The sequence below is a fragment of the Leisingera sp. ANG-M1 genome (assembly GCF_000813745.1).
In the GTDB taxonomy this organism is placed as follows: Bacteria; Pseudomonadota; Alphaproteobacteria; order Rhodobacterales; family Rhodobacteraceae; genus Leisingera.
This window is the reverse complement of sequence record NZ_JWLC01000008.1, coordinates 373,104-394,513: the sequence shown is the minus strand read 5'-3', so window position 1 is coordinate 394,513 and position 21,410 is coordinate 373,104. Positions and strand designations below refer to the sequence as shown.

Annotated in this window: 20 protein-coding genes; 8 read left to right on the top strand and 12 right to left on the bottom strand. The window is 60.4% G+C overall.

The window, feature by feature from the left end; genetic code table 11:
* Window positions 1-12 precede the first annotated feature (12 nt).
* From pstB to RA19_RS08595, 8 genes are all read right to left on the bottom strand, one after another.
* Complete coding sequence (pstB, locus tag RA19_RS08630; RefSeq protein ID WP_039123705.1) at window positions 13-810, bottom strand: phosphate ABC transporter ATP-binding protein PstB; 798 nt, start codon at window positions 808-810, stop codon at window positions 13-15.
* Window positions 811-824: 14 nt separating this feature from the next.
* A complete protein-coding gene (pstA, locus tag RA19_RS08625; RefSeq protein WP_039161569.1) occupies window positions 825-2,180 on the bottom strand; it encodes a phosphate ABC transporter permease PstA in 1,356 nt (451 codons plus the stop codon).
* Window positions 2,180-3,652 (bottom strand): phosphate ABC transporter permease subunit PstC, encoded by a 1,473-nt coding sequence (gene pstC, locus RA19_RS08620; protein ID WP_039161566.1) that lies wholly within the window; start codon window positions 3,650-3,652, stop codon window positions 2,180-2,182. Before pstC ends, pstA begins: the two co-directional genes overlap by 1 nt.
* A 110-nt stretch (window positions 3,653-3,762) precedes the next feature.
* Window positions 3,763-4,818, bottom strand: a complete 1,056-nt coding sequence (locus tag RA19_RS08615; RefSeq protein ID WP_039161564.1) for a substrate-binding domain-containing protein — start codon at window positions 4,816-4,818, stop codon at window positions 3,763-3,765.
* A 206-nt stretch (window positions 4,819-5,024) separates the two neighbouring features.
* Window positions 5,025-6,065, bottom strand: a complete 1,041-nt coding sequence (locus tag RA19_RS08610; protein WP_039161562.1) for a sensor histidine kinase — start codon at window positions 6,063-6,065, stop codon at window positions 5,025-5,027.
* 92 nt (window positions 6,066-6,157) lie between these two features.
* On the bottom strand, window positions 6,158-6,679 hold the full coding sequence (locus RA19_RS08605; RefSeq protein WP_039161560.1) for a gamma carbonic anhydrase family protein: 522 nt from the start codon (window positions 6,677-6,679) through the stop codon (window positions 6,158-6,160).
* Window positions 6,676-7,317 (bottom strand): guanylate kinase, encoded by a 642-nt coding sequence (gmk, locus tag RA19_RS08600; protein ID WP_039161557.1) that lies wholly within the window; start codon window positions 7,315-7,317, stop codon window positions 6,676-6,678. The genes RA19_RS08605 and gmk overlap by 4 nt, the downstream gene beginning before the upstream one ends.
* Window positions 7,318-7,333: 16 nt before the next feature.
* Entirely contained in the window at window positions 7,334-8,230 is an 897-nt protein-coding gene (locus RA19_RS08595) for a YicC/YloC family endoribonuclease (protein WP_039161554.1), read from the bottom strand.
* A gap of 236 nt (window positions 8,231-8,466) precedes the next feature.
* Between RA19_RS08595 and RA19_RS08590 the strand changes: the two genes are divergently transcribed.
* Complete coding sequence (locus RA19_RS08590) at window positions 8,467-9,297, top strand: PAS domain-containing protein (RefSeq protein ID WP_039161553.1); 831 nt, start codon at window positions 8,467-8,469, stop codon at window positions 9,295-9,297.
* A 148-nt stretch (window positions 9,298-9,445) separates the two neighbouring features.
* Here RA19_RS08590 and RA19_RS08585 read toward each other — a convergent pair whose 3' ends face one another.
* Window positions 9,446-10,816, bottom strand: a complete 1,371-nt coding sequence (locus tag RA19_RS08585) for a class II 3-deoxy-7-phosphoheptulonate synthase (RefSeq protein WP_039161551.1) — start codon at window positions 10,814-10,816, stop codon at window positions 9,446-9,448.
* A 181-nt stretch (window positions 10,817-10,997) separates the two neighbouring features.
* Here RA19_RS08585 and RA19_RS08580 point away from each other — a divergent pair, with 181 nt between their 5' ends.
* The gene (locus RA19_RS08580) at window positions 10,998-12,002 is read left to right on the top strand and encodes a GlxA family transcriptional regulator (RefSeq protein WP_039161549.1); all 1,005 of its coding nucleotides are present in this window, start codon (window positions 10,998-11,000) and stop codon (window positions 12,000-12,002) included.
* Window positions 12,003-12,023: 21 nt separating this feature from the next.
* On the opposite strand, the gene RA19_RS08575 is transcribed toward RA19_RS08580, so the two are convergent.
* Complete coding sequence (locus tag RA19_RS08575; protein WP_039161546.1) at window positions 12,024-12,440, bottom strand: hypothetical protein; 417 nt, start codon at window positions 12,438-12,440, stop codon at window positions 12,024-12,026.
* A 53-nt stretch (window positions 12,441-12,493) separates the two neighbouring features.
* A complete protein-coding gene (locus tag RA19_RS08570; protein ID WP_039161542.1) occupies window positions 12,494-13,597 on the bottom strand; it encodes a PQQ-dependent sugar dehydrogenase in 1,104 nt (367 codons plus the stop codon).
* A gap of 186 nt (window positions 13,598-13,783) precedes the next feature.
* Here RA19_RS08570 and RA19_RS08565 point away from each other — a divergent pair, with 186 nt between their 5' ends.
* The 6 genes from RA19_RS08565 (at window position 13,784) to RA19_RS08545 (ending at window position 19,378) form a co-directional block, all read left to right on the top strand.
* Window positions 13,784-14,977, top strand: a complete 1,194-nt coding sequence (locus RA19_RS08565) for an ABC transporter substrate-binding protein (RefSeq protein ID WP_039161541.1) — start codon at window positions 13,784-13,786, stop codon at window positions 14,975-14,977.
* 98 nt (window positions 14,978-15,075) lie between these two features.
* Window positions 15,076-15,861, top strand: coding sequence for an ABC transporter ATP-binding protein (locus RA19_RS08560; RefSeq protein ID WP_039123691.1), 786 nt, complete (start codon window positions 15,076-15,078; stop codon window positions 15,859-15,861).
* Window positions 15,862-15,909: 48 nt separating this feature from the next.
* Window positions 15,910-16,623 carry an ABC transporter ATP-binding protein gene (locus RA19_RS08555; protein WP_039123690.1) on the top strand — a complete coding sequence of 238 codons (714 nt, stop codon included), beginning with the start codon at window positions 15,910-15,912 and terminating at the stop codon, window positions 16,621-16,623.
* A gap of 6 nt (window positions 16,624-16,629) precedes the next feature.
* Window positions 16,630-17,049, top strand: a complete 420-nt coding sequence (locus RA19_RS26515) for a hypothetical protein (RefSeq protein ID WP_152615713.1) — start codon at window positions 16,630-16,632, stop codon at window positions 17,047-17,049.
* A complete protein-coding gene (locus RA19_RS08550; protein WP_039161538.1) occupies window positions 17,049-18,059 on the top strand; it encodes a branched-chain amino acid ABC transporter permease in 1,011 nt (336 codons plus the stop codon). The genes RA19_RS26515 and RA19_RS08550 overlap by 1 nt, the downstream gene beginning before the upstream one ends.
* Window positions 18,056-19,378: a branched-chain amino acid ABC transporter permease gene (locus RA19_RS08545; RefSeq protein ID WP_039161536.1), complete on the top strand. Its 1,323-nt coding sequence runs from the start codon at window positions 18,056-18,058 to the stop codon at window positions 19,376-19,378. The genes RA19_RS08550 and RA19_RS08545 overlap by 4 nt, the downstream gene beginning before the upstream one ends.
* Before the next feature lie 116 nt (window positions 19,379-19,494).
* Here RA19_RS08545 and RA19_RS08540 read toward each other — a convergent pair whose 3' ends face one another.
* A complete protein-coding gene (locus RA19_RS08540) occupies window positions 19,495-21,039 on the bottom strand; it encodes a helicase HerA-like domain-containing protein (RefSeq protein ID WP_039161534.1) in 1,545 nt (514 codons plus the stop codon).
* Window positions 21,040-21,410: the final 371 nt, after the last annotated feature.

The following is a 21,410-nucleotide window of genomic DNA, read 5'->3' as shown; positions in this document are numbered from 1 at the left end:
TTTTCCTATAGATCAGCCGATCCGGCCGGTGATGTAGCTTTCGGTGCGCGGGTCTTCGGGGTTGGTGAAGATCTGGCCGGTGAGGCCAAACTCCACCAGGTTGCCGAGGTGGAAGAAGGCAGTTTTCTGGCTGACACGGGCGGCCTGCTGCATCGAGTGGGTCACAATCACCACCGAGTAGCGGCTGCGCAGCTCGTCGATCAGTTCCTCCACTTGCGCGGTGGCAATGGGGTCCAGAGCCGAACAGGGCTCGTCCATCAGCAGCACTTCCGGTTCGGTGGCAACGGCACGGGCGATGCACAAGCGCTGCTGCTGGCCGCCGGACAGGCCGGTGCCGGGGGCGTCCAGACGGTCTTTCACCTCATCCCAGATAGCACCGCGACGCAGGGATTTCTCCACGATTTCATCCAGTTCCGCCTTGTTCTTCGCCAGGCCATGGATACGAGGGCCATAGGCCACATTGTCGTAGATCGACTTGGGGAACGGGTTCGGCTTTTGGAACACCATGCCCACCTTGGCGCGCAACTGCACCGGGTCGACCCGCTTGTCATAAATGTCCTCGCCGTCCAGCAGGATGTCACCCTTCACCTTGCAGATATCGATGGTGTCGTTCATCCGGTTCAAGCAGCGCAGGAAGGTCGACTTGCCGCAGCCCGAAGGGCCGATGAAGGCAGTGACGGTCTTGTCCTCGATCTCGACATTCACGTCTTTGATCGCGTGGGAGTCGCCATAGTAGACGTTCACATCCTTGGCGGCGATTTTGATTTTCTGAGTGTCCACGGTCTTTTCCATCAAGGTCATGTCGTTCATTGCACTATGCCCCCTTACCAGCGGCGTTCAAAGCGGCGTCGCAGGATCACGGCCAGCGTGTTCATGGTCACCAGGAAGATGAGAAGGATGATGATGCCGCCCCAGGCGCGTTCGTAGAAGGCCGGATCGGCCCGTTTGGCCCATTCATAGATCTGCGCAGGCATGGCGGAGTTCGGAGACAGCAGGCCGTCGGCCAGGGTCTCCGGCGCGTTGGAGGCGATGAAACCGACCATGCCGATCAGCAGCAGCGGTGCGGTTTCGCCCAAGGCCTGCGCCAGGCCGATGATGGTGCCGGTCAGGATGCCCGGTGCAGCCAGCGGCAGCACGTGGTGGAACACTGCCTGCATTTTGGAGGCACCGACACCGAGGGCCGCATCGCGGATCGACGGCGGCACCGATTTCAGCGAGGCACGGGTCGAGATGATGATGGTCGGCAGGGTCATCAGCGTCAGCACCAGACCGCCCACCAGCGGCGCCGAGGTCGGCAGATGCATGTAGTTGATGAACACGGCCAGGCCCAGGATACCGAACACGATGGAGGGGACCGCGGCGAGGTTGGAGATATTCACCTCGATCATGTCGGTGAGCCAGTTCTGCGGCGCAAATTCCTCAAGATAGATCGAGGCGGCAACGCCAATCGGCAGCGCCAGCGCCAGCACCACAAACATCATGAACAGCGAGCCCAGCATCGACACCCCCATGCCAGCCGCTTCGGGGCGGGCGTCAGAGGCATCGGCGCCAAGGATGAAGTCCAGGTTGAAGGTCTTCTCCAGCACGCCTGCGGCGGCCAGTGCGTCAACAAGATCAAGCTGTTCCGGCGAGATGTTCTTATCGTTGGCGATGCTTTCGCGATGCACGCGGCCCTTCATATAGCCATCGACGCGGCTGGAAGCGAGAAAGCGGAACTCCACCGTCTGACCGATCTGGTCCGGGTTCGCCAGCACATATTCTCGCAGCTGTGCAGCAGCGTCCTTGGACAGGATGCCTGCCAGTTTCTTGGGCTTAAGGCTGGTCTCAATGCCCAGCTCTTCAACCGCGGCGGCCACTGCACCCTTGATAATCGGGGCATAGCCGAAGGTGGTGACCTTCTTGATATCCTCGATATTGCGCTCGCCCTTCTTGTCGAGCTTGCTCTCAAGCAGTTCCACCTGCAGGGTGATGAACGTCTGCTGGAATGCACCGGTGCCCTTGCCAACAATAGTGGTGACCAGGATGATCAGCATCACCAGGCCGGCCGCGATGGCGGCAATGCCATAGGCGCGGAAACGTTTCTCGGCGGCGTTGCGTTTCTTTGTGCGTGGGGTCTGCTCCAGCAGCGAACCGCCATGTTTGCGGGGCTCGGACGCAGTGTTTTGGCTCAGGTCAGTCATTATTCGTACTGCTCCCGGTATTTGCGCACGATATAGAGCGCCAGGACGTTCAGGCCGAGGGTCAGGACAAAGAGCGTCAGGCCCAGGGCAAAGGCAACGAGGGTTTCGGGACTGGCAAAGTCGGTGTCGCCGGTCAGCTGGCTGACGATCCGGGTGGTGATGGTGGTCATCGACTCCAGCGGGTTCGCAGAGAACTTGGCAATTGCCCCTGCCCCCATCACCACGATCATGGTTTCACCGATGGCGCGCGAGGCTGCCAGCAGCACGGCGCCGACGATCCCGGGCAACGCAGCCGGCATCACTACCTGGCGCACGGTTTCGGATTTGGTAGCACCCAGCCCCAAGGAGCCGTCGCGCATTGCCTGCGGCACCGCGTTGATGATGTCGTCAGACAGCGAGGAGACGAAGGGGATCAGCATGATGCCCATCACCAGACCCGCGGTCAGAACCGAAGTGGCGCCTGCCATCCATTCAACGCCCAGAAGGCCGCCCTTTGCGAACACCCCAGCAAGGGCCGGCCCCACCATCAGCAGGGCAAACAGGCCGTAGACGATGGTCGGGATGCCCGCGAGGATCTCAAGCAGCGGCTTGGCAAAGGAACGCACGGTGTTGCTGGCGTATTCCGACAGGTAAATGGCGGCAAACAATCCGACCGGCACCGCAACCAGCAGAGCGATGAAGGAGATGTAGAGTGTGCCCCACAACAGCGGCAGGATCGACAGTTCACTGTCGCCGCGGAAGTTGGGCGCCCATGTCGAGCCGAAGAAGAAGTCGGTCCAGCTGTGCAGGCCAAAGAAGTTCTTGGTCTCAAACAGCATCGACAGGACGATGCCGACGGTGGTCAGGATCGCCAGCGAAGCCGCGAGGATCAGCAACGCCATGATGCCGCGCTCCACCACGTTGCGGGCGCGGAAATCCTTGTGGGTCTTGCTGTAGGCCCAGGCAAACCCGCTAAGCGCCAGCAGCGCCACCACTACAGACATTGCAGTTTTGCCGGTGTTGGACAGGTTGCGAAACGCCTGTGCCGCGGTCAGCACCTCGGGACGCACGTCGTTGCCCAGGGCCACGCCGACCTCGCCCAGCAGGGCTCGCACATCCTGGCTGCCGCTGCTGAGATCGCGGGCCTCAGCCCGGGTCAGAAGCCCCTGCTCAACCGCCAGATCCAGGCCTTCGGCCACGCGGCGGACATCGCTCATCACCAGGCCGAGGGTAGAGTTCTCGGGCACAGCCTCAGCCGGGATCATTCCGGAGACACGGTTCTCGATGAACAGCGGCTGGGCCAGCAGCCAGACCGCCAGCACGCCGATGGCCGGCACAAAGGAGGTCAGCGCGACATGGTAGCCGTAATAGGAAGGCAGCGAATGCAGGTCTTTTGCATCGCCCCCGGCGGTGCTGAGCGCGCGGGCGCGGCCCCAGTAAAAACCTGCAGCGGCAAGCGCAAGCAGGAGAGCAACGAGCCAGATAGTGGGCATGGAGGGCTCCGATAGGCGGTGACGGAAAGGGAAACAGCGTCGGGTACCGGGTACAACAGCGCCGGGGCAGACAAATCCGCCCCGGCGCAACTCATTCTATCGCGGGGCGGTTAGGAATTGCCACCCATGACATCTTCGTTGGCAACGGCTTCCTGGGTGCCTTCCAGCTCCGGATCGGACACCAGGCCGTACTCGGCCAGCGGGCCGTCTTCGCCTGCAACTTCGTCAGCGACGAAGAACTCGGCGTATTCTTTCAGGCCGGGGATCACGCCGATGTGGGCTTTCTTCACGTAGAAGAACAGCGGGCGGGACACCGGGTATTCGCCGGTTGCGATCGACTCGGTCGAGGGAACAATGCCGGACATGGTTGCGACCTGCAGCTTGTCGGTGTTGTTCTCATAGAAAGCCAGGCCAAAGACGCCGATGCCGTCTTTGTTGCTCTCGATGCGGGCCAGGGTCTCGGTGTAGTCGCCGTCGATATCGACCGACTTGCCATCGGTGCGCAAAGCGATACAGGCTTTCTCAGCCGCTTTGTGCTTGGCCTTGTCGGTGTCGCCTTCGGCGTGCGCCAGCAGGTGCTCAAACGCGCCAGTGGCTTCACAACCGGCCAGGATCACTTTGTCTTCGAATACTTCGCGGGTGCCGTGCTTGGTGCCCGGAACAAACGCCTGAATGTCGACGGCCGGGAAGTTGGCGTTCACATCGGCCCAGGTCTGGTTCGGGTTGTCGACCAGCTGACCGTCGACCAGGATCTTGTCGGACAGAGCCAGGAACCAATCGGTCGGGGTGTACTCAAAGCCGTTGGCGTTGATGTCGGAGGCAAAGACGATGCCGTCATAGCCGATGCGGACTTCGATGATGTCGGTCACGCCGTTTTCGGCGCAGGCCTTGAGTTCTTTGTCCTTGATCTTGCGCGAGGCGTTCGCCACATCGATGGTGTTCTCGCCGACGCCTTCGCAGAAGCGCTTGAGGCCAGCCGAAGAGCCGCCGGATTCCACAACCGGGGTCGGGAAATCGAAGTTCTCGCCAAAGGCTTCCGCCACGATCGAGGCATAGGGCAGAACGGTGGACGAACCGGCAACCTGAACCTGGTCACGCGCAGCGGCTGCGGTGGCAGATACGGCGGAAATCGCCAGAGCGGATGCGGTCAGTTTCACAAAGGACATCTCTTGTCTCCTTGAGTTTCTATGTTCGATCACCCCCACGATGATCTTGGGGCCTCTCGTAAGAGCGTCTGATGAGGCTTTTGTGACGGCAGTGTAACAGCTTCATGACAAACTGGGATTTGGGTGCGGAAAAAGTGACATGAAAGCAAAAAGCCGCCCTGGGAAGATCCCGCGGCGGCTTTGTTTTTTTGGCTGTCACAGGCCGGCTAGACCGGCAAAATTACCGTAAAAACAGACCCTTGCCCCAGCTCACTTTCAACACGGAGCCGCCCGCGATGGCGATTAATAATGTGTTTTACAATGGCAAGCCCCAAGCCGGTGCCGCCCATCTCGCGCGACCGGTGGCTGTCGGCGCGGTAAAAGCGCTCTGTCAGCCGCGGCAGGTGGACGGGATCGATTCCCGAACCGTTGTCGATTACCTGCACACGGGCAGCGGGTGCCCGTACTGCGGGGTCACGCTCGGAATAGGTCAGAACCACCTGCACTTTGTCGCCGCCATATTTCACCGCGTTTTCCACCAGATTGGTGAAGACCTGCTGCAGCTGGTCCGGGTCACCGGTGATAGACACGGTCTCTTCTGCCGCATCCAGTTCCATCTCCACCCCGCGGGCTTCGGCCACCGGGGACAGGGTTTTCAGTGTCGAGGAAAGATGCCCCTTCAAATCCACCTGTTCCTTTGGGCGCACCCGCTCCTCACTCTCCACCCGGTTCAACGAAAGAAGATCACCGACCAAACGGTTCATGCGGCTAGCTTCACCTTCCATAATGCCCAGGAAACGGTCGCGGGCCTGTGCGTCTTCCCTGGCGGGGCCGCGCAGAGTTTCGATGAAGCCGATCAGCGCGGTCAATGGCGTGCGCAGCTCGTGGCTGACATTGGCAACAAAGTCGCGGCGCATCTGGCCGGCCTGCTGGCGTTCGGTAATGTCATCGAAACAGGCCAGCACCGCGCCGCCGCCGACAGCCCCGATTCCGGGCACATAGCGCAAGGTCACCGCAAAAGTGGTGTCCTGAGCGCCATCGTTGGACAGGTGTTTGGCGGTCTTGGGCGTCTTGTCGCGCAGGCAGGCCTCGATTGCCGTGGCTACACTGGGCTGGCGCAGGATGGTGGCAAAGTGGCGGCCCAGGATCCCTTGGCCCAGCAGGGTTGCCCCTTCGGTATTGGCCGCAATGATCCGCTCAGTCTGATCCACCAGCACTGCAGGCAGCGGGATGGCTGCCAGGAATCCGTCTATCTGCTCCGTTGTCATTTGGCCTCCGCTTTCAGTCATCCGGCCTGCCTAATGCTTTTGTGTAACCGGCATATGGCAGGGGCCGTTCAGGCAGCGTGAAAACCGGCCGCTTACAACGGTTTCAATTCTGCCCGGAAGCGGCGCATGTTGTCCTGATATAACAGCGCGCTTTGGGTGAGCTTCTGCGCCAGCGCGTCATCCACTTCGCGCACAACCTTGCCGGGGCTGCCCATGACCAGCGAGTTGTCAGGGATTTCCTTATTCTCAGTAATCAACGCCCCTGCCCCGATCAGGCAGTTCTTGCCGATCTTGGCACCGTTCAGGATCGTAGCGCCCATGCCGACCAGAGAGTTCTCGCCGATTGTGCAGCCGTGCAGCATCGCCTTATGGCCGATGGTGCAGTTCCTGCCGATGGTCAGCGGATAGCCTGCATCAATGTGCATGATCACGTTCTCCTGCACATTGGTGCCTTCGCAGATGCGGATTTCCTCGTGGTCGGCGCGGATGGTGACGCCGAACCAGACCGAAGAGCCTGCCTCCATCACCACCTTGCCGACCAGATTGGCATCTGGGGCAACCCAGGTGTCTTCGTGGATTTGCGGCCGGGCATCGCCAAGAGCGTACAGGGTCATGACTGTTCCTCGAACTGGGTTTGCAGGGCTCGCACGTGGTCCTGCAGTTTCGGCTGCTGGATCCGGCGCATGCGTTCGGCCTCGACAATGGTTTTCAGCTTGGCTTCGGTCTCGTCCAGGTCATCGTTTACCAGCACGTAATCGTAGTAGCCCCAGTGGCTGATCTCGTCCCAGCTCTTCATCATCCGCTTGGAGATCACCTCGTCACTGTCCTGGGCCCGGGTCTCCAGGCGGCGGCGCAGCTCAGTGATTGAGGGCGGCAGGATGAAAATCGACAGGGCGTGTTTGCCAAGGTCCGAATTGCGGATCTGGATCTCGCCCTGCCAGTCGACGTCGAACAGAACGTCCTGGCCGGCTTCGATTGTGTCCTTCACCGGGCCTGCTGGCGAACCGTAGAAGTTGCCGAACACGTGCGCGTGTTCCAGCATGCCGCCCTCGGCGACCTTCTGTTTGAATTCTTCTTCGGCCATGAAGTAGTATTCGCGGCCGTGCTCCTCGCCCGGGCGCGGGGCGCGGGTCGTGGCAGAGACCGAGAACGCGAGGCCTGGGTCCCAGGCCATCAAGCGGCGGGCCAAGGTGGATTTGCCGGCGCCTGAAGGCGACGAAAGGATGATCAAAAGGCCGCGGCGGTCCGCCATCTGGGCACTCCTATTCTTATTCTATGTTCTGAACCTGCTCGCGCATCTGGTCGATCACGGTTTTCAGCTCAAGCCCCACTGCCGTCAAGTCGGCATGCTGTGCCTTTGAGCAGAGCGTGTTGGCTTCGCGGTTGAACTCCTGCATCAGGAAGTCGAGCTTGCGGCCCACCGCGCCCCCCTTGCCTAACAAATCGCGGGCGGCAGTCACATGGGCGCCGAGGCGGTCAAGCTCTTCGGTGACATCGGCCTTGACCGCGATCAGGGCAAGCTCCTGCGCGATCCGGTCCGGATCGGCGCCATCAGCGTTGTCCATCACCCGCGCCAGGTTTGCTTTCAGCGTCTCGGATATCTTCGCTTTCCGCTCCTCAGCGCGCTCGCCTGCCTGCATGGTCAGGCCGGCGACCTGTTCGAGCTGATCGTTAAGGATTTGGGCAAGCGCCGCACCTTCAGCCTCACGCATGTTAACGAAATCCCCAACAAGGGTTTCCAGTTCCTTGCTAAGCGCTTTGACCAGCGGCGCCGGATCATCGTCTCCGGCCGACTGTTCCAGAACGCCTTTGAATGACAGAAGTTCGGCCGCGGAGGCCGGACGCACGTCAACACGGTTCTGTCTGGCGACCGACTGCGCCTCTGCCAGCGCCTTGACCACAGACTGCAGAACGGCTGCGTTGACTTGGACCTGCCCGGCGCTGTCCTCGGTGCGCGAGATCCGCAGGGTGAGCGAGACATTGCCCCGTGCCAGCGCCTTGCCCAGGACAGAACGGATATGGTTTTCAAGGCCTTCCAGCCAGTCCGGCACCCGAAGCCGCAGATCCAGCCCCTTGGCGTTGACCGAGCGGATCTCCCAGCTCCAGCTGTGCTGGCCGGAACTTCCCTGCGCCGAGGCAAAGGCGGTCATGCTGCGGATGGTCATGGGAGTGCCCTCTTATCGCTGATGATTGATCTGCTCTACTGTCTCAAAAGTATAGGGTGCAAGAGCAATCGCATAAATGCCCCTATCCACCCGCGTTAACCATTGCTTAAAGAAGTAGTCCAAATTTGAATTAGATTGTGGCATCTTAACTTCAGGGTAACCAAAACGGCCTTAAGTCTTAAGACAGCGGCAAGCTGGCAAGACAGACCGGGCCCAGGTTTTTAGGGGATGATGAGATGATTTTTGGCAGCCGCAGTGGGAATGGCATGTCCTCAGGACGCGAGAACGTGGTTTCGATGAACAACTTCCGCAATGGCGGCTCGCTGTCGCCGCTGCGCCAGGCCGAGGCCTATTGGACAGCGCTGCGCCGGGGCGACGATGTGCCGAGCCGCTCGCAGATTGATCCGCGCGGACTGGAGAACATCCTGAGCCACACCTTCATCCTAGAGCGGATCGCGCCGGGCATTGCCCGCTTCCGCCTGGCCGGCTCGATGCTGAACGAAATGGCCGGAATGGAAGTGCGCGGCATGCCGATCACCGCGTTTTTCACTGCCGATGCACGCAAACAGCTGAGCTCGGCAATGGAGCATATGTTCGACACGCCCGCCATTGTCGAGCTGGAACTGCAGATCGAAGGCCCGCGGATGCGCAAGCCGCGCGAAGCCCGCATGCTTCTGCTGCCGCTGCGCAGCGACCTTGGCGACATCAGCCGGGTCCTGGGAGTGCTGGTGGCCTATGGCGCGGAAGACACCGCCGCAACCTCGCAGCGGTTCTCGATTTCCTCGATTGAAATGCGGGCCGTATCCAAGGCTTCCGGCTCGCCCGAGTTCAAGGCCAAGCCGCGCACCGGCAAGGAAGAGCGCAGCGATGTGAACCAGCCCAATCCCGGCTTTGCCGAAACCCAAGCGCGGTTCAAGCAGGAGCGTTCAATCCTGGAGGAGGCCAAGGCACTGCTGGAACGCACCAAGTCAGGCAAGCCGGCGCCGCAACCGGAAGCAAAGACGCCCCAGACAGGCCTCCGCAAAGGCGCACCGCATCTGCGGCTGGTGGTCAGCCGGGAAGACTGAACGCCGGCACAGCCGAGCCGCGGCCAGGAATTCCTCATTCAAGGTCATAGCACTTGAATGCACTACGCCCCGAAGGAGAACCCCGGGGCGTTCTTTTTTGTTCTTAAGGCTGTTGAGTAGGGCCGCACTTCCGCGGCCCTTGCAGTGTTCAGCCAGCCTGGCGGCTGCCTTGAGCGCTCCGCATGCCGGAGAGTTCTTCTGCCACCAGGAAGGTCAGTTCCAACGACTGGCTGGCGTTCAGACGCGGGTCGCAGGCGGTGTGGTAGCGGTCGCTCAGATCCTCTTCGGTCACTGCGCGCACGCCGCCGGTGCATTCGGTCACGTCCTGGCCGGTCATCTCGAAATGCACACCGCCGGGGATGGTGCCTTCGGCCTTATGCACGCCGAAGAAATCACGCACCTCACGCAGAACGCTGTCGAAGGGCCTGGTCTTGTAACCGGTCGAAGATTTGATGGTGTTGCCGTGCATCGGATCGCAGACCCAGGTTACGTTGGCGCCCTCTTCCTTCACGGCCTTAACCAGGCGCGGCAGGTGTTCAACCGCCTTGCCGGCGCCAAAGCGCGCGATCAGGGTCAGCTTGCCCTCTTCGTTCTCCGGATTCAGGCGCGACATCAGCACCTTGAGATCATCGGCTGTGGTGGTCGGACCGCATTTCAGGCCGATCGGGTTCAGCACTCCGCGGCAGAATTCCACATGGGCGCCATCGGGCTGGCGGGTGCGGTCCCCGATCCAGATCATATGGCCGGAACCGGCCAGCCACTTGCCGGACGTCGAATCCAGTCGGGTCAGCGCTTCTTCGTACTCCAGCAGCAGGCCTTCGTGGCTGGTGTAGAATTCCACTGTGGAAAACTCATGGGTGGTGTCCGCGGTGATGCCGGCGGCCGCCATGAAGTCGATTGAATCCTGGATGCGGTCGGCGATATCGGTGTATTTCTGGACGTCCTGCTCGTCGGTGAAACCGAGAGTCCAGGAATGCACCCGGCTCATGTCTGCAAAGCCACCGGTCGAGAAGGCGCGCAGCAGGTTCACAGTGGCCGCCGCCTGCGTATAGGCCTGCAGCATCTTCTGCGGGTTCGGAATGCGGGCCTCGGGCGTAAAGGCCAGTTCGTTGATGATGTCGCCGCGGTAGCTGGGCAGTTCGACGCCATCCACCGTTTCGGTCGGCGCGCTGCGCGGCTTGGCAAACTGGCCGGCCATACGGCCCACTTTCACCACCGGCACCTTGGCGCCATAGGTCAGCACCATTGCCATCTGCAGCATCACCTTGAAGGTGTCGCGGATGCCGTCGGCGCTGAACTGATCAAAGCTTTCGGCGCAGTCGCCGCCCTGCAGCAGGAACGCTTCACCGCGGCCTGCAGCACCCAGGTGCTGTTTCAGCGTCCGTGCCTCGCCGGCAAAGACCAGCGGCGGAAAGTTGGAAAGCTGAGCCTCGACAGCGTTCAGGGCTGCCGCATCCGTGTAGTCCGGCATCTGAACCCGCGGCTTGTTGCGCCAGTCCGATTTTTGCCATTCGCTCATGACTTTATCTCCGCTTAAGAGGTCTTTAAGGTATAACGGGTGCTCTATACAAAATCCGCACCGGAGAGGCCAGTTTAGAATTGAGCCCACTTGACCCGGACCGCAAGCTGTGAGCACGGTTTCCCGACCTGCCGCGGCGCATGCCTCCGCGGCCCGACCTGTTTCTTGAAGGACGCTCGCCATGCAGACGCCACGCAAGCCTGCTGATTCTGGAGTTGAAGCCGGCCAGCCCAAACGGTTTGTCTTTGTGCTGCTCGAAAAGTTCACGATGCTGTCTTATGCGTCGGCTGTCGAATGCCTGCGGATTGCCAACCGGATGAACGGCGAGAACAGCTATTCCTGGACGCTGATCGGCGAAGGCGGCGACACCATGACCTGCTCGGCAGGCACGACCTTTCAGCTGGACGACGATCTGATGGAACTGCACCGCGATGATGTCGTGATGGTCTGTTCCGGCATTGATGTGCAGGAAGCCACCACCAAAAAGCTGCTGGCCTGGCTGCGCCGGGAGGCCCGCAAAGGGCTGACCATGGGCGGTCTTTGCACCGCCTCTTTTGCCTTGGCCAAAGCCGGGCTTCTGGACGGCAAGCGCGCCACAATTCACTGGGAAAACGCCGACAGTTTCGCCGAGGAGTTCGATGAGGTCGACCTGACCAAATCGGTGTTCGTGATCGACGGCAACCGGCTGTCGACCGCGGGCGGCACCTCGTCCATCGACCTGATGCTCAAACTGATTGCCAACGATCACGGCGAAGAACTGGCCAATGCTGTCGCGGATCAGCTGATCTATTCTTCAATCCGCACCGACCAGGACACCCAGCGCCTGTCGATCCCGACCCGCATCGGCGTGCGGCATCCGAAGCTGTCGATGGTGATCCAGATGATGGAAGCCAACATCGAGGAGCCGATCAGCCCCTCTATCCTGGCTCAGGATGTCGGCATGTCCACCCGCCAGCTGGAGCGCCTGTTCCGCCGCTATCTGAACCGCTCGCCCAAACGCTATTACATGGAACTTCGGCTGCAGAAAGCGCGCAACCTGCTGATGCAGACCGATATGAGCGTGATCAACGTGGCACTTGCCTGCGGTTTTGCCTCGCCGTCGCATTTCTCGAAATGCTACCGGGCGCATTACGATACCACCCCATACCGCGAGCGCGGCAGCAAGGCGGCGACCTACAAAGCTTGAGGAAACAGGGCCGGGCCGCGTTCATAGCTTCCCGAAGATAACGTCCGAATTGGTGTTGAGGTCAAACTTCAGCACCACAACGCCGTCGCCATGGTCGTGGATGAAAGCATAGTAGTAGCAGTAGCTAAGAATTGCGTCGTTCCAGTAGATCCGGACCTCCTTGCTGAATCCGTTCATCAGCTCCTGCCGCAGCGCCAGCCCTCCGCTTGTAAAGTCCCGCGGATAGATCGACAGCAAACGCCCCTGAGCACTGCGCAGTTGCTCGGGGGTGTATTCATCGCGCCCGCCCAACCGGTTGATCAGCTGTTTGAAGTCACGGGTCTTGATTACTGTGTCGACAAAGCGCTCGTAGCTTTCATATGACTTGAAGATGCTGTCCTGAGCCCAAGCCACCCCTGGCAGGACGGCGGCCAGGATTGCTGCAAGCAAGATTTTCATTCCAGTATCCTTATTGTGATGAGCAAGCGGTCTTTCCATCCACTTAGCGCCATTCATCTGGATATCCTGAAAATGCCTCCCTCACCTTCCGAGGCGAACCAAATACTGCCATCCGGCGCCTCCTGCACGTCGCGGATGCGGCCTGTTTCTTCACTGCGCAATTGTTCAGTTTCCCTCAGGGGAGAGCCGGAAAGACGGGCAATGTAGTCGAACTTCAGCGAACCCACGAAAACATTCCCGCGCCATTCGGACCACATTCGGCCGGAGTAAATCATCATCCCGGACGGAGCTATGGAGGGGTCCCAGTACCATTCCGGCTGCTCCATGCCGGCTTTCGCTGTTCCCTCGCCGATTTTCAGACCGGAGTAATGCCGCCCGTAGGCGATCACCGGCCAGCCATAGTTGGCGCCTTTGCGCACCCGGTTCACCTCGTCCCCGCCCTTGGCGCCATGTTCAGCCACCCAGAGGTTTCCCTTCAAGTCCAAGGACATGCCCTGCGGGTTCCGATGCCCGTAAGACCAGATCTCCGGCTGGGCATCCGCCCGTCCGGCAAAGGGGTTGCCATGCGGGATCGTGCCGTCCCGGTTGATCCGCACGACCGAGCCCTGATGCAGCCGCAGGTTTTGGGCGCTGGGCCGGTCGCCGCGCTCACCCAGCGAGAGAAACAGCGTGCCGTCGCGCGCCTCGACCACGCGGGAGCCGAAGTGCCGACCGCCCTGCGATCCGGGTGCTGCTTCGAACAGAACCCTGACACCGGTCAGCCTGGAATGATCCGAACTAAGACGCCCAATCGCCAGCGCTGTTCCTGCGCCGCGCCCCTGTCGCTTGGCAAAGGTCAGGAAGACCTCGCGGCTTTGGCTGAAATCCCGCGGCACCATCACATCAAGCAGGCCGCCCTGCCCTCCAGCAGCCACGGCAGGGGTGCCGGAAACACGCTGTCTGCGGCCTTCACTCACATGAAAAAGCTGTCCATCCCGTTCGGTGACCAGCAAGCTGCCGTCCGGCAGAAAATCAAAAGCCCAGGGCACATCAAAGCCCGACGCAACCTGCGTCACGGACAGGCTGCCCTGGCTGCTTTTCAGATTTTCCGCCTGGGCCGAAGAGAAAACCGCCAGAAACGTTACGGAAAGCGTCAGCTGCAGAAAGTTTCGTAGCATCGGGGTCTTTTCCTTCTGATGTTTTCCTTGTACAGGCACGCCCGCGCTGCATCGGGGATCCTATGGGATGCAGCTTCAACCAAACGGCCCAAGGAAAGTGTTCCGGTTCGATAAGACTTTTCTTTTTCAACCGCCTTGCCTAGGGTCCGATGTGAACATTTTTGTTCCAACAATGGGAGTTTTCAAATGAAGAAACTGCTGATGGCCACCGCGGCCGCTGCGCTGACGGCTGGCACTGCCTATGCCGGCGGACACGCCAAGGAAGTGAAACTGGGCGTGCAGTTCGGCTTTACCGGACCGATTGAATCGCTGGCCCCTGCAATGGCAGACGGCGCCGAGCTGGCCATGGAAGAGGTCACCAAGTCGGGCAAGCTGCTGGACAGCGCCACCGTGACCCCCATGCGCGCCGACACCGGCTGCATCGACAACGGTTTGGCCGTTGCGAATGCTGAAAAACTGATAGCGGACGGCGTCAACGGCATTATCGGCGGCGACTGCTCGGGCGTGACCGGCGCCATGCTGCAGAACGTGGCGATCCCGAACGGCATGGTAATGATCTCGCCGTCGGCAACCTCGCCGGGCCTCAGCACCATGGAAGACAACGGTCTGTTCTTCCGCACCTCGCCGTCGGACGCGCGTGAAGGCCAGGTGATGGCCGAGATCCTGAAAGAGCGCGGCATCAACTCGATCGCGCTGACTTACACCAACAACGACTACGGCAAGGGCCTGGCTGACGCGATCAAGACCTCATTTGAAGGTGTTGGCGGCGAAGTCACCATCGTGACCGCACATGAAGACGGCAAGGGCGACTATTCGGCTGAAGTTGGCGCGCTGGCCTCTGCCGGCGGCGACATCCTGGTGGTTGCAGGCTACCTTGACCAGGGCGGCCTGGGCATCATCCAGGGCGCGCTGGACTCCGGTGCGTTTGACACCTTCGGCCTGCCCGGCGGCATGATCGGCGACACCCTGCCGGCAAACGTTGGCCCGGACCTGGATGGCTCCTTTGGCCAGATCGCAGGCTCCGACTCCAAAGGCGCTGAAATCTTTGCCGAAATGGCAAAAGAGCGCGGCTTTGACGGTACCTCTGCCTATGCGCCGGAATCCTATGACGCAGCCGCGCTGTTCATGCTGGCGATGCAGGCTGCCAACTCTACCAACCCGGCGGACTATGTCGGCAAGATCCTGGACGTGGCAAACGCGCCGGGCGAGCCGATTAACCCGGGTGAGCTGGGCAAGGCGCTGGAAATCCTCGCCGCCGGCGGTGAGGTCGACTATCAGGGCGCAACCGGCGTTGAGCTGATCGGCCCCGGTGAGAGCGCAGGCTCCTACCGTGAGATCGAAGTGAAGGGCGGCAAGAACGAAACCCTGCGCTTCCGCTGATAACCATCAGAAAAGCAACGAAAAAGAGCAGCCCGGGCATCGCCCGGGCTGTTCCAAGTTTAAAAACGCCGCAAAATCGCGGCAGGGGATGAAATGACATGATCGTCGTCGAGGACTTGCATAAGCACTTCGGCGGGTTCCACGCGGTGGACGGCGCTTCGCTGGAAATCGCTAAGGGCTCCATAACCGGTTTGATCGGCCCGAACGGCGCCGGCAAAACCACTTTGTTCAATGTAATCGCGGGTGTTCTGCCGCCGACCTCCGGCCGTGTCACCATGGATGGCGAGGATATCACCGGCCTGCCCCCGCATGAGCTATTCCATAAAGGGCTGCTGCGCACCTTCCAGATCGCGCATGAGTTCTCCTCGATGACCTGCCGGGAAAACCTGATGATGGTGCCGGGCAACCAGTCGGGTGAGACCCTGTGGAACACCTGGTTCGGCCGCAAGCGGATTGCCGACGAGGAACGCGCATTGCGCGCCAAGGCGGATGAGGTGCTGGAGTTCCTCACCATCAGCCACATCGCGGATCTGAAAGCGGGCCAAGTATCGGGCGGCCAGAAAAAGCTGCTGGAGCTTGGCCGGACCATGATGGTGGACGCCAAGATCGTCTTCCTGGATGAGGTCGGCGCCGGTGTGAACCGCACCCTGCTCTACACCATCGCCGATGCCATCAAGCGCCTCAATGAAGAGCGCGGCTATACCTTTGTCGTGATTGAGCATGACATGGAATTCATCGGCCGCCTCTGCGATCCGGTGATCTGCATGGCCGAAGGCAAGAAGCTGGCTGAGGGCACCCTGGACGAGATCAAGGCGAACGAGCACGTGATCGAAGCCTATCTGGGCACCGGCCTGAAGAACAAAGACAAGCTGGCCGAGGCGTAATGCCTTTGCGCCGCGTTGCCCCCCTGCGAAGGGGAACGGAGCATATGAATGTCTGAACCATTTTTGATTGGCGACTGCATGACAGGCGGATACGGCAAGGGGCCGGATATTCTGCATGACTGCACTATCGCCGTGAACCCCGGCGAAATCGCCGTAATCGTAGGCCCGAACGGGGCCGGCAAATCCACCGCCATGAAGGCAACCTTCGGGATGCTGAATGTCCGGTCCGGATCAGTGCGTCTGGGCGGTGAGGATATCACCGCGCTGTCACCGCAGGACCGGGTGATCAAGGGCATGGGGTTTGTGCCCCAGACCCACAACATCTTCACCTCGATGACGGTTGAGGAAAACCTGGAGATGGGCGCCTTTATCCGCACCGACGATATCCGGGACACGATGGAGCAGGTCTATCACCTGTTCCCGATCCTGAAGGAAAAGCGCAACCAGCCGGCCGGTGAACTGTCCGGCGGCCAGCGCCAGCAGGTGGCCGTGGGCCGCGCGCTGATGACCAAGCCGAAGGTGCTGATGCTGGACGAACCCACCGCGGGTGTGTCGCCTATTGTGATGGACGAGTTGTTCGACCGGATCATCGAAGTCGCCCGCACCGGGCTGCCGATCCTGATGGTGGAGCAAAACGCCAAGCAAGCGCTTGAGATCGCGGACAAAGGCTATGTCCTGGTGCAGGGGCGCAATGCCTATACCGGCACCGGTAAAGAGCTTCTGGCCGATCCCGAAGTACGCAAGTCGTTCTTGGGAGGGTGAAACAGAATGGTTGAAAATTTCAGTCGAACCTGCGGCTCAGCAGCTTTAGCGACTGCCGCAATTTGTGCCACGGCGCAAACCGGCTTGGCCGCATTGGATCCAACGTATGCCTGCGAAGTCACAACGCCTCAGGTGATTGCGACGGACGAAGATGGGGTCCTTGAACTTCAGGCCGGTGACACGGTCAGGATTCAGTACTTTCACCACTGTGTCGATGGATATTGTGCTGCCCACATTTGGGCTCCGAAAGGCACAAGCTATTCTGCTTGGAGCAGTGCTTTCACTTCCGACACCTCTCTGCTGCCAAAAGACAAAGTAGAGGGCCGCCGGGACGGTCGCGTAACCTGGCATCACTCAAATAACGGAGACCGTAGCGATATGGTCAAAATCCAATTGGATTGCCAATCGGGAACGGGGCTTTACTAATGGATCTTCTCAACGCCCTTGTGGCGCTTTCCAATTTTGTTGTTATTCCGGGACTGGCCTATGGCAGTCAGCTGGCGCTCGGCGCGCTGGGGGTGACGCTGATATACGGGATCCTGCGGTTCTCGAATTTTGCCCATGGCGACACCATGGCCTTTGGCGCGATGGTGACAATCCTGTTCACCTGGCTGTTCCAGTCGATGGGGATCAGCTTTGGCGTGCTGCCGACGGCCCTACTCGCCCTGCCCTTTGGCATTGGCGGCACCATCCTGCTGGCGCTGCTCACTGACCGCACCGTCTATCGATTTTACCGGGAGCAGAAGGCAAAACCGGTGATCTTCGTGATGGTCTCGCTGGGGGTGATGTTCATGATGAACGGCCTTGTGCGCTTCATCATCGGCCCCGGCGACCAACGGTTTGCCGATGGCGAACGCTTTATCATCAAGGCCCGCACCTTCAAGCAGATGACCGGCCTCAATGAAGGTCTGGCGATCAAGACCACCCAAGGCATCACCGTGATCACCGCGATCATCGTGGTGGCGGTGCTGTTCTGGTTCCTGAACAAGACCCGCACCGGCAAATCCATGCGGGCCTATTCGGATAACGAAGATCTGGCGCTGCTGTCCGGCATCAACCCGGAGCGCGTGGTGATGTACACCTGGATGATCGTGGCGGCACTAGCGACCATTGCCGGCGTGCTTTACGGCCTTGATAAGTCGTTCAAACCCTTCACCTATTTCCAGCTGCTGCTGCCGATTTTTGCCTCTGCCATCGTCGGCGGCCTCGGCAACCCGCTGGGGGCGATTGCCGGCGGATTCATCATCGCCTTTTCCGAGGTGACGATCACCTATGCCTGGAAAAAGGTCCTGAACTACTCGCTGCCGGACAGCCTGGCGCCTGACGGGCTGGTTCAGCTCCTCAGCACCGACTACAAGTTCGCGGTCTCCTTCGCGATCCTGATCGTTGTCCTCCTGTTCAAGCCCACCGGCCTTTTCAAAGGGAAAGCGGTATGACCGAAACTATGAAACATACCCTTCTTTTCGCCGTTGTCGGGGTGCTGATCCTGGCTGAAGGCGCAACGGACTTCCTGTTCTTCTCCGGCTCCTGGAACTCGGCGCTGGTGATCCTGAACATGGGGCTGATCTCGGCCATCATGGCCATCGGCGTGAACATCCAGTGGGGCTTTGCCGGTCTGTTCAACGTCGGAATCATGGGCTTTACCGCACTGGGAGGGCTGGCCGTGGTGCTGACCTCGACCCCGGTTATCCCCGAGGCCTGGTCCTCTGGCGGTGTCAGTATCGTAATGGCGCTGGCGATGGGCGCGTTGACCGTTGTGTCCGGCGTGATGATCACCAAGTTCATGGCGCCGGGCAAGGCACGCATGCTGGTGCTGGCCGCGGTCATGATCGTTGGCTTCTTTGTCTACCGTGCGATCTTTGATCCGGCAGTGGGCTCGGTTGAGGCTATCAATCCAGCGCTGCAGGGCAACATCGGCGGCCTAGGCCTGCCGGTGCTGCTGGCCTGGCCTGCAGGCGGCTTGCTTGCGGCAGGCGCTGCCTGGCTGATCGGCAAGACCGCTCTGGGCCTGCGTTCGGATTATCTGGCGATTGCCACTTTGGGCATTGCTGAGATCATCCTGGCGGTGCTCAAGAACGAGGACTGGCTGTCGCGCGGCGTGAAAAACGTGGTCGGCCTTCCGCGTCCGATGGAGTACGAAGTCAACCTGCAGGCGGATCCAGCCTTCCTGGAGCGGGCAGCATTTTTTGGCCTGGACGGCATTGAGGCCTCCACACTCTACGTCAAAATCATCTATGCGCTGCTGTTCACCGCCGTGCTACTGGCCTTCCTGTGGATGGCGCAGATGGCACTGAAAAGCCCCTGGGGCCGGATGATGCGTGCGATCCGCGACAATGAAACCGCGGCCGAGGCGATGGGCAAGGATGTGACCCGCCGCCACTTGCAGATCTTTGTGCTGGGCTCCGCCATCTGCGGCATTGCCGGCGCGATGATGACCACCCTCGACAGCCAGCTGACGCCGGGCACTTACAACCCGCTGCGCTTCACCTTCCTGATCTGGGTGATGGTGATCGTCGGCGGCTCCGGCAACAACTTCGGCGCGGTGCTGGGCGGCATGCTTATCTGGTTCTTCTGGATCAAGGTGGAGCCGATGGGCATCCTCTTGATGGAACTTGTGACAGCGGGCATGGCCGACGGCAGCGATCTGAAAGCGCATCTGCTGGCAAGCGCCTCACACATGCGGCTGTTCACCATGGGACTAATACTGCTCCTGGTTCTCAGGTTCAGCCCCCGCGGGTTGATCCCGGAGAAGTAACAAAAAAACGCCGCTCCGGTCTCCCGCGGGCGGCGTTTTCCTTCCCAGTCTTTCCTCTTGCCAAAAATATCCCCGCCGGAGGCATGGGTTTGGCACCAGCCAAACCCAATTCAACTTCAGCGCCCCTTGAAAAAACTGCCAAGAATACCCCTGACGATGCGGCGGCCAGTGGTCCCCTTAAGCTCCTTGATGACGGCTTCGGACATGGCCGAGGCAAAACTGTCTTTCTTCCGGTAGGTCTTTGAAGACGACCGGCTCACCCTGGATCCCGAGTAACGGCGGGCGGCATTGAATTCCCGCGCCATCGGCTGCGGCGCATCTTCCGCGGCTGCCTCCGAAACTTCGGCCTCCTGCGCTGACGCCTGCGCCCGCTGAGACAGGATTTCATAGGCCGAACGCCGGTCCAGCGTCCTGTCGTATTTTCCAGCCATATCAGAGCCCTTTAGAAAATCCGAACGCTCCTGATCGTTGATCGGCCCCAGTTGCGAACTGGGAGGCCGGATCAGGGTGCGCTCGACCACGCCAGGCACGCCCTTTTTTTCCAGCAGCGAGGTCACAGCCTCTCCGACGCCAACTTCTCGGATCGCGTCCCCGGTCTGAAACCGCGGGTTTTCGCGATAGGTCTCGGCGGCCAGTTTCAGGTTCTTTCGGTCCTTCGCGGTGAACGCGCGCAAGGCGTGCTGCACCCGGTTGCCCAGCTGGCCCAGGATATCCTCCGGAACATCCGCCGGATTCTGAGTAATGAAATAGATCCCCACTCCCTTGGAGCGGATCAGCCTCGCCACTTGCTCCACCTTGTCGGTCAAGGCCTTGGGAGCGTCTTCGAACAGCAGGTGCGCCTCGTCAAAAAAGAAAACAAGGCGTGGCTTTTCCGGATCGCCTACCTCGGGCAGCTCCTCGAATAGTTCGCTCAGCAGCCACAGCAAAAATGTCGAATACAAGCCCGGCGCCGCCATCAGTTTGTCTGCGGCCAGGATATTGATCATGCCCTTGCCCGCCTCATCACAGCGCATCAAGTCAGAGAGGTCAAGCGCAGGTTCGCCGAACAGACCGGCGCCGCCCTGGTTCTCAAGCACCAGAAGCCGGCGCTGAATGGCACCAATCGACGCGGCTGAGACATTGCCGTAACGCAGCGATAGCTTGTCCCGGTTCTCGCCGATCCAGACCAGCAAGGCCTGCAGGTCTTTCAAGTCCAGCAGCGGCAGCCCTTCCTCATCGCTCAGCCGGAAGGCAATGTTCAAAATGCCCTCCTGGGCTTCGCTCAACTCCAGCAAGCGCGACAGCAGCAAGGGGCCCATCTCGGCCACCGTGGTGCGCACGGGATGGCCCTGCTCGCCGAACAAGTCCCAAAACGTGACCGGGCATGCGTGATAGCTGTAGTCTGAAAACCCGATCTTTTCAGCCCGTGCAGTGAACGCCTCATGCAGTTTGTGTGCCTCGGTCCCGGGTTTCGCCAAACCCGACAAATCGCCTTTCACGTCGGCAAGGATCACTGGCACGCCAGCATTGGAGAACCCTTCCGCGAGGATCTGCAGCGTGACCGTCTTCCCGGTGCCAGTTGCCCCTGCGATAAGGCCGTGCCGGTTGGCAAATTTGAGTTTCATCCTCTGCGGATTGCCATAGTCCTCGCCGCCGCCACCTAGAAGAATGCTGTCTGTCACGCCTGTTCCCCGCCTGTTCTTTTTCCTGTGGATAACAATACATCGTTAACTTTTTAGTGCGATAGTCAAACTTGCCCGCCCCAGCAAATGCGGTTGCCGTGGCGGACATTTCCTCCCTGTCAGACTGGCCGTGCCTTGTGCACGGCCTTCTTTTTATGCAGGCCGTCCATGCAGGCGGACTCAGCGGGCAATTTTCCTCAAAACCGTGCTCAATTGCATTTTTTTGAACTTGCATGTTGACCGATGGCTAGCCCTTTCGTAACGTCCTACCCAATAACTAAGTCGGCCAGTCCGACGGGGAGACGCAATGACGAAAAAGGGGGCCATCGGGTTCCCTTTTTTGTTTTTCTTGCGGATGTTACCGGATTTGA

Excerpts from the sequence above, each read along its gene's own strand:
- RA19_RS08570 (WP_039161542.1), bottom strand. The coding sequence starts at position 13,597 with ATGCTACGAAACTTTCTGCAGCTGACGCTTTCCGTAACGTTTCTGGCG.
- RA19_RS08580 (WP_039161549.1), top strand. The coding sequence starts at position 10,998 with ATGCAGACGCCACGCAAGCCTGCTGATTCTGGAGTTGAAGCCGGCCAG.
- RA19_RS08560 (WP_039123691.1), top strand. The coding sequence starts at position 15,076 with ATGATCGTCGTCGAGGACTTGCATAAGCACTTCGGCGGGTTCCACGCG.
- RA19_RS08555 (WP_039123690.1), top strand. The coding sequence starts at position 15,910 with ATGTCTGAACCATTTTTGATTGGCGACTGCATGACAGGCGGATACGGC.
- RA19_RS08585 (WP_039161551.1), bottom strand. The coding sequence starts at position 10,816 with ATGAGCGAATGGCAAAAATCGGACTGGCGCAACAAGCCGCGGGTTCAG.
- RA19_RS08590 (WP_039161553.1), top strand. The coding sequence starts at position 8,467 with ATGATTTTTGGCAGCCGCAGTGGGAATGGCATGTCCTCAGGACGCGAG.
- RA19_RS08550 (WP_039161538.1), top strand. The coding sequence starts at position 17,049 with ATGGATCTTCTCAACGCCCTTGTGGCGCTTTCCAATTTTGTTGTTATT.
- RA19_RS26515 (WP_152615713.1), top strand. The coding sequence starts at position 16,630 with ATGGTTGAAAATTTCAGTCGAACCTGCGGCTCAGCAGCTTTAGCGACT.
- gmk (WP_039161557.1), bottom strand. The coding sequence starts at position 7,317 with ATGGCGGACCGCCGCGGCCTTTTGATCATCCTTTCGTCGCCTTCAGGC.
- RA19_RS08610 (WP_039161562.1), bottom strand. The coding sequence starts at position 6,065 with ATGACAACGGAGCAGATAGACGGATTCCTGGCAGCCATCCCGCTGCCT.
- pstC (WP_039161566.1), bottom strand. The coding sequence starts at position 3,652 with ATGCCCACTATCTGGCTCGTTGCTCTCCTGCTTGCGCTTGCCGCTGCA.
- RA19_RS08575 (WP_039161546.1), bottom strand. The coding sequence starts at position 12,440 with ATGAAAATCTTGCTTGCAGCAATCCTGGCCGCCGTCCTGCCAGGGGTG.
- RA19_RS08605 (WP_039161560.1), bottom strand. The coding sequence starts at position 6,679 with ATGACCCTGTACGCTCTTGGCGATGCCCGGCCGCAAATCCACGAAGAC.
- RA19_RS08565 (WP_039161541.1), top strand. The coding sequence starts at position 13,784 with ATGAAGAAACTGCTGATGGCCACCGCGGCCGCTGCGCTGACGGCTGGC.
- RA19_RS08615 (WP_039161564.1), bottom strand. The coding sequence starts at position 4,818 with ATGTCCTTTGTGAAACTGACCGCATCCGCTCTGGCGATTTCCGCCGTA.
- RA19_RS08595 (WP_039161554.1), bottom strand. The coding sequence starts at position 8,230 with ATGACCATCCGCAGCATGACCGCCTTTGCCTCGGCGCAGGGAAGTTCC.
- pstB (WP_039123705.1), bottom strand. The coding sequence starts at position 810 with ATGAACGACATGACCTTGATGGAAAAGACCGTGGACACTCAGAAAATC.
- RA19_RS08545 (WP_039161536.1), top strand. The coding sequence starts at position 18,056 with ATGACCGAAACTATGAAACATACCCTTCTTTTCGCCGTTGTCGGGGTG.
- pstA (WP_039161569.1), bottom strand. The coding sequence starts at position 2,180 with ATGACTGACCTGAGCCAAAACACTGCGTCCGAGCCCCGCAAACATGGC.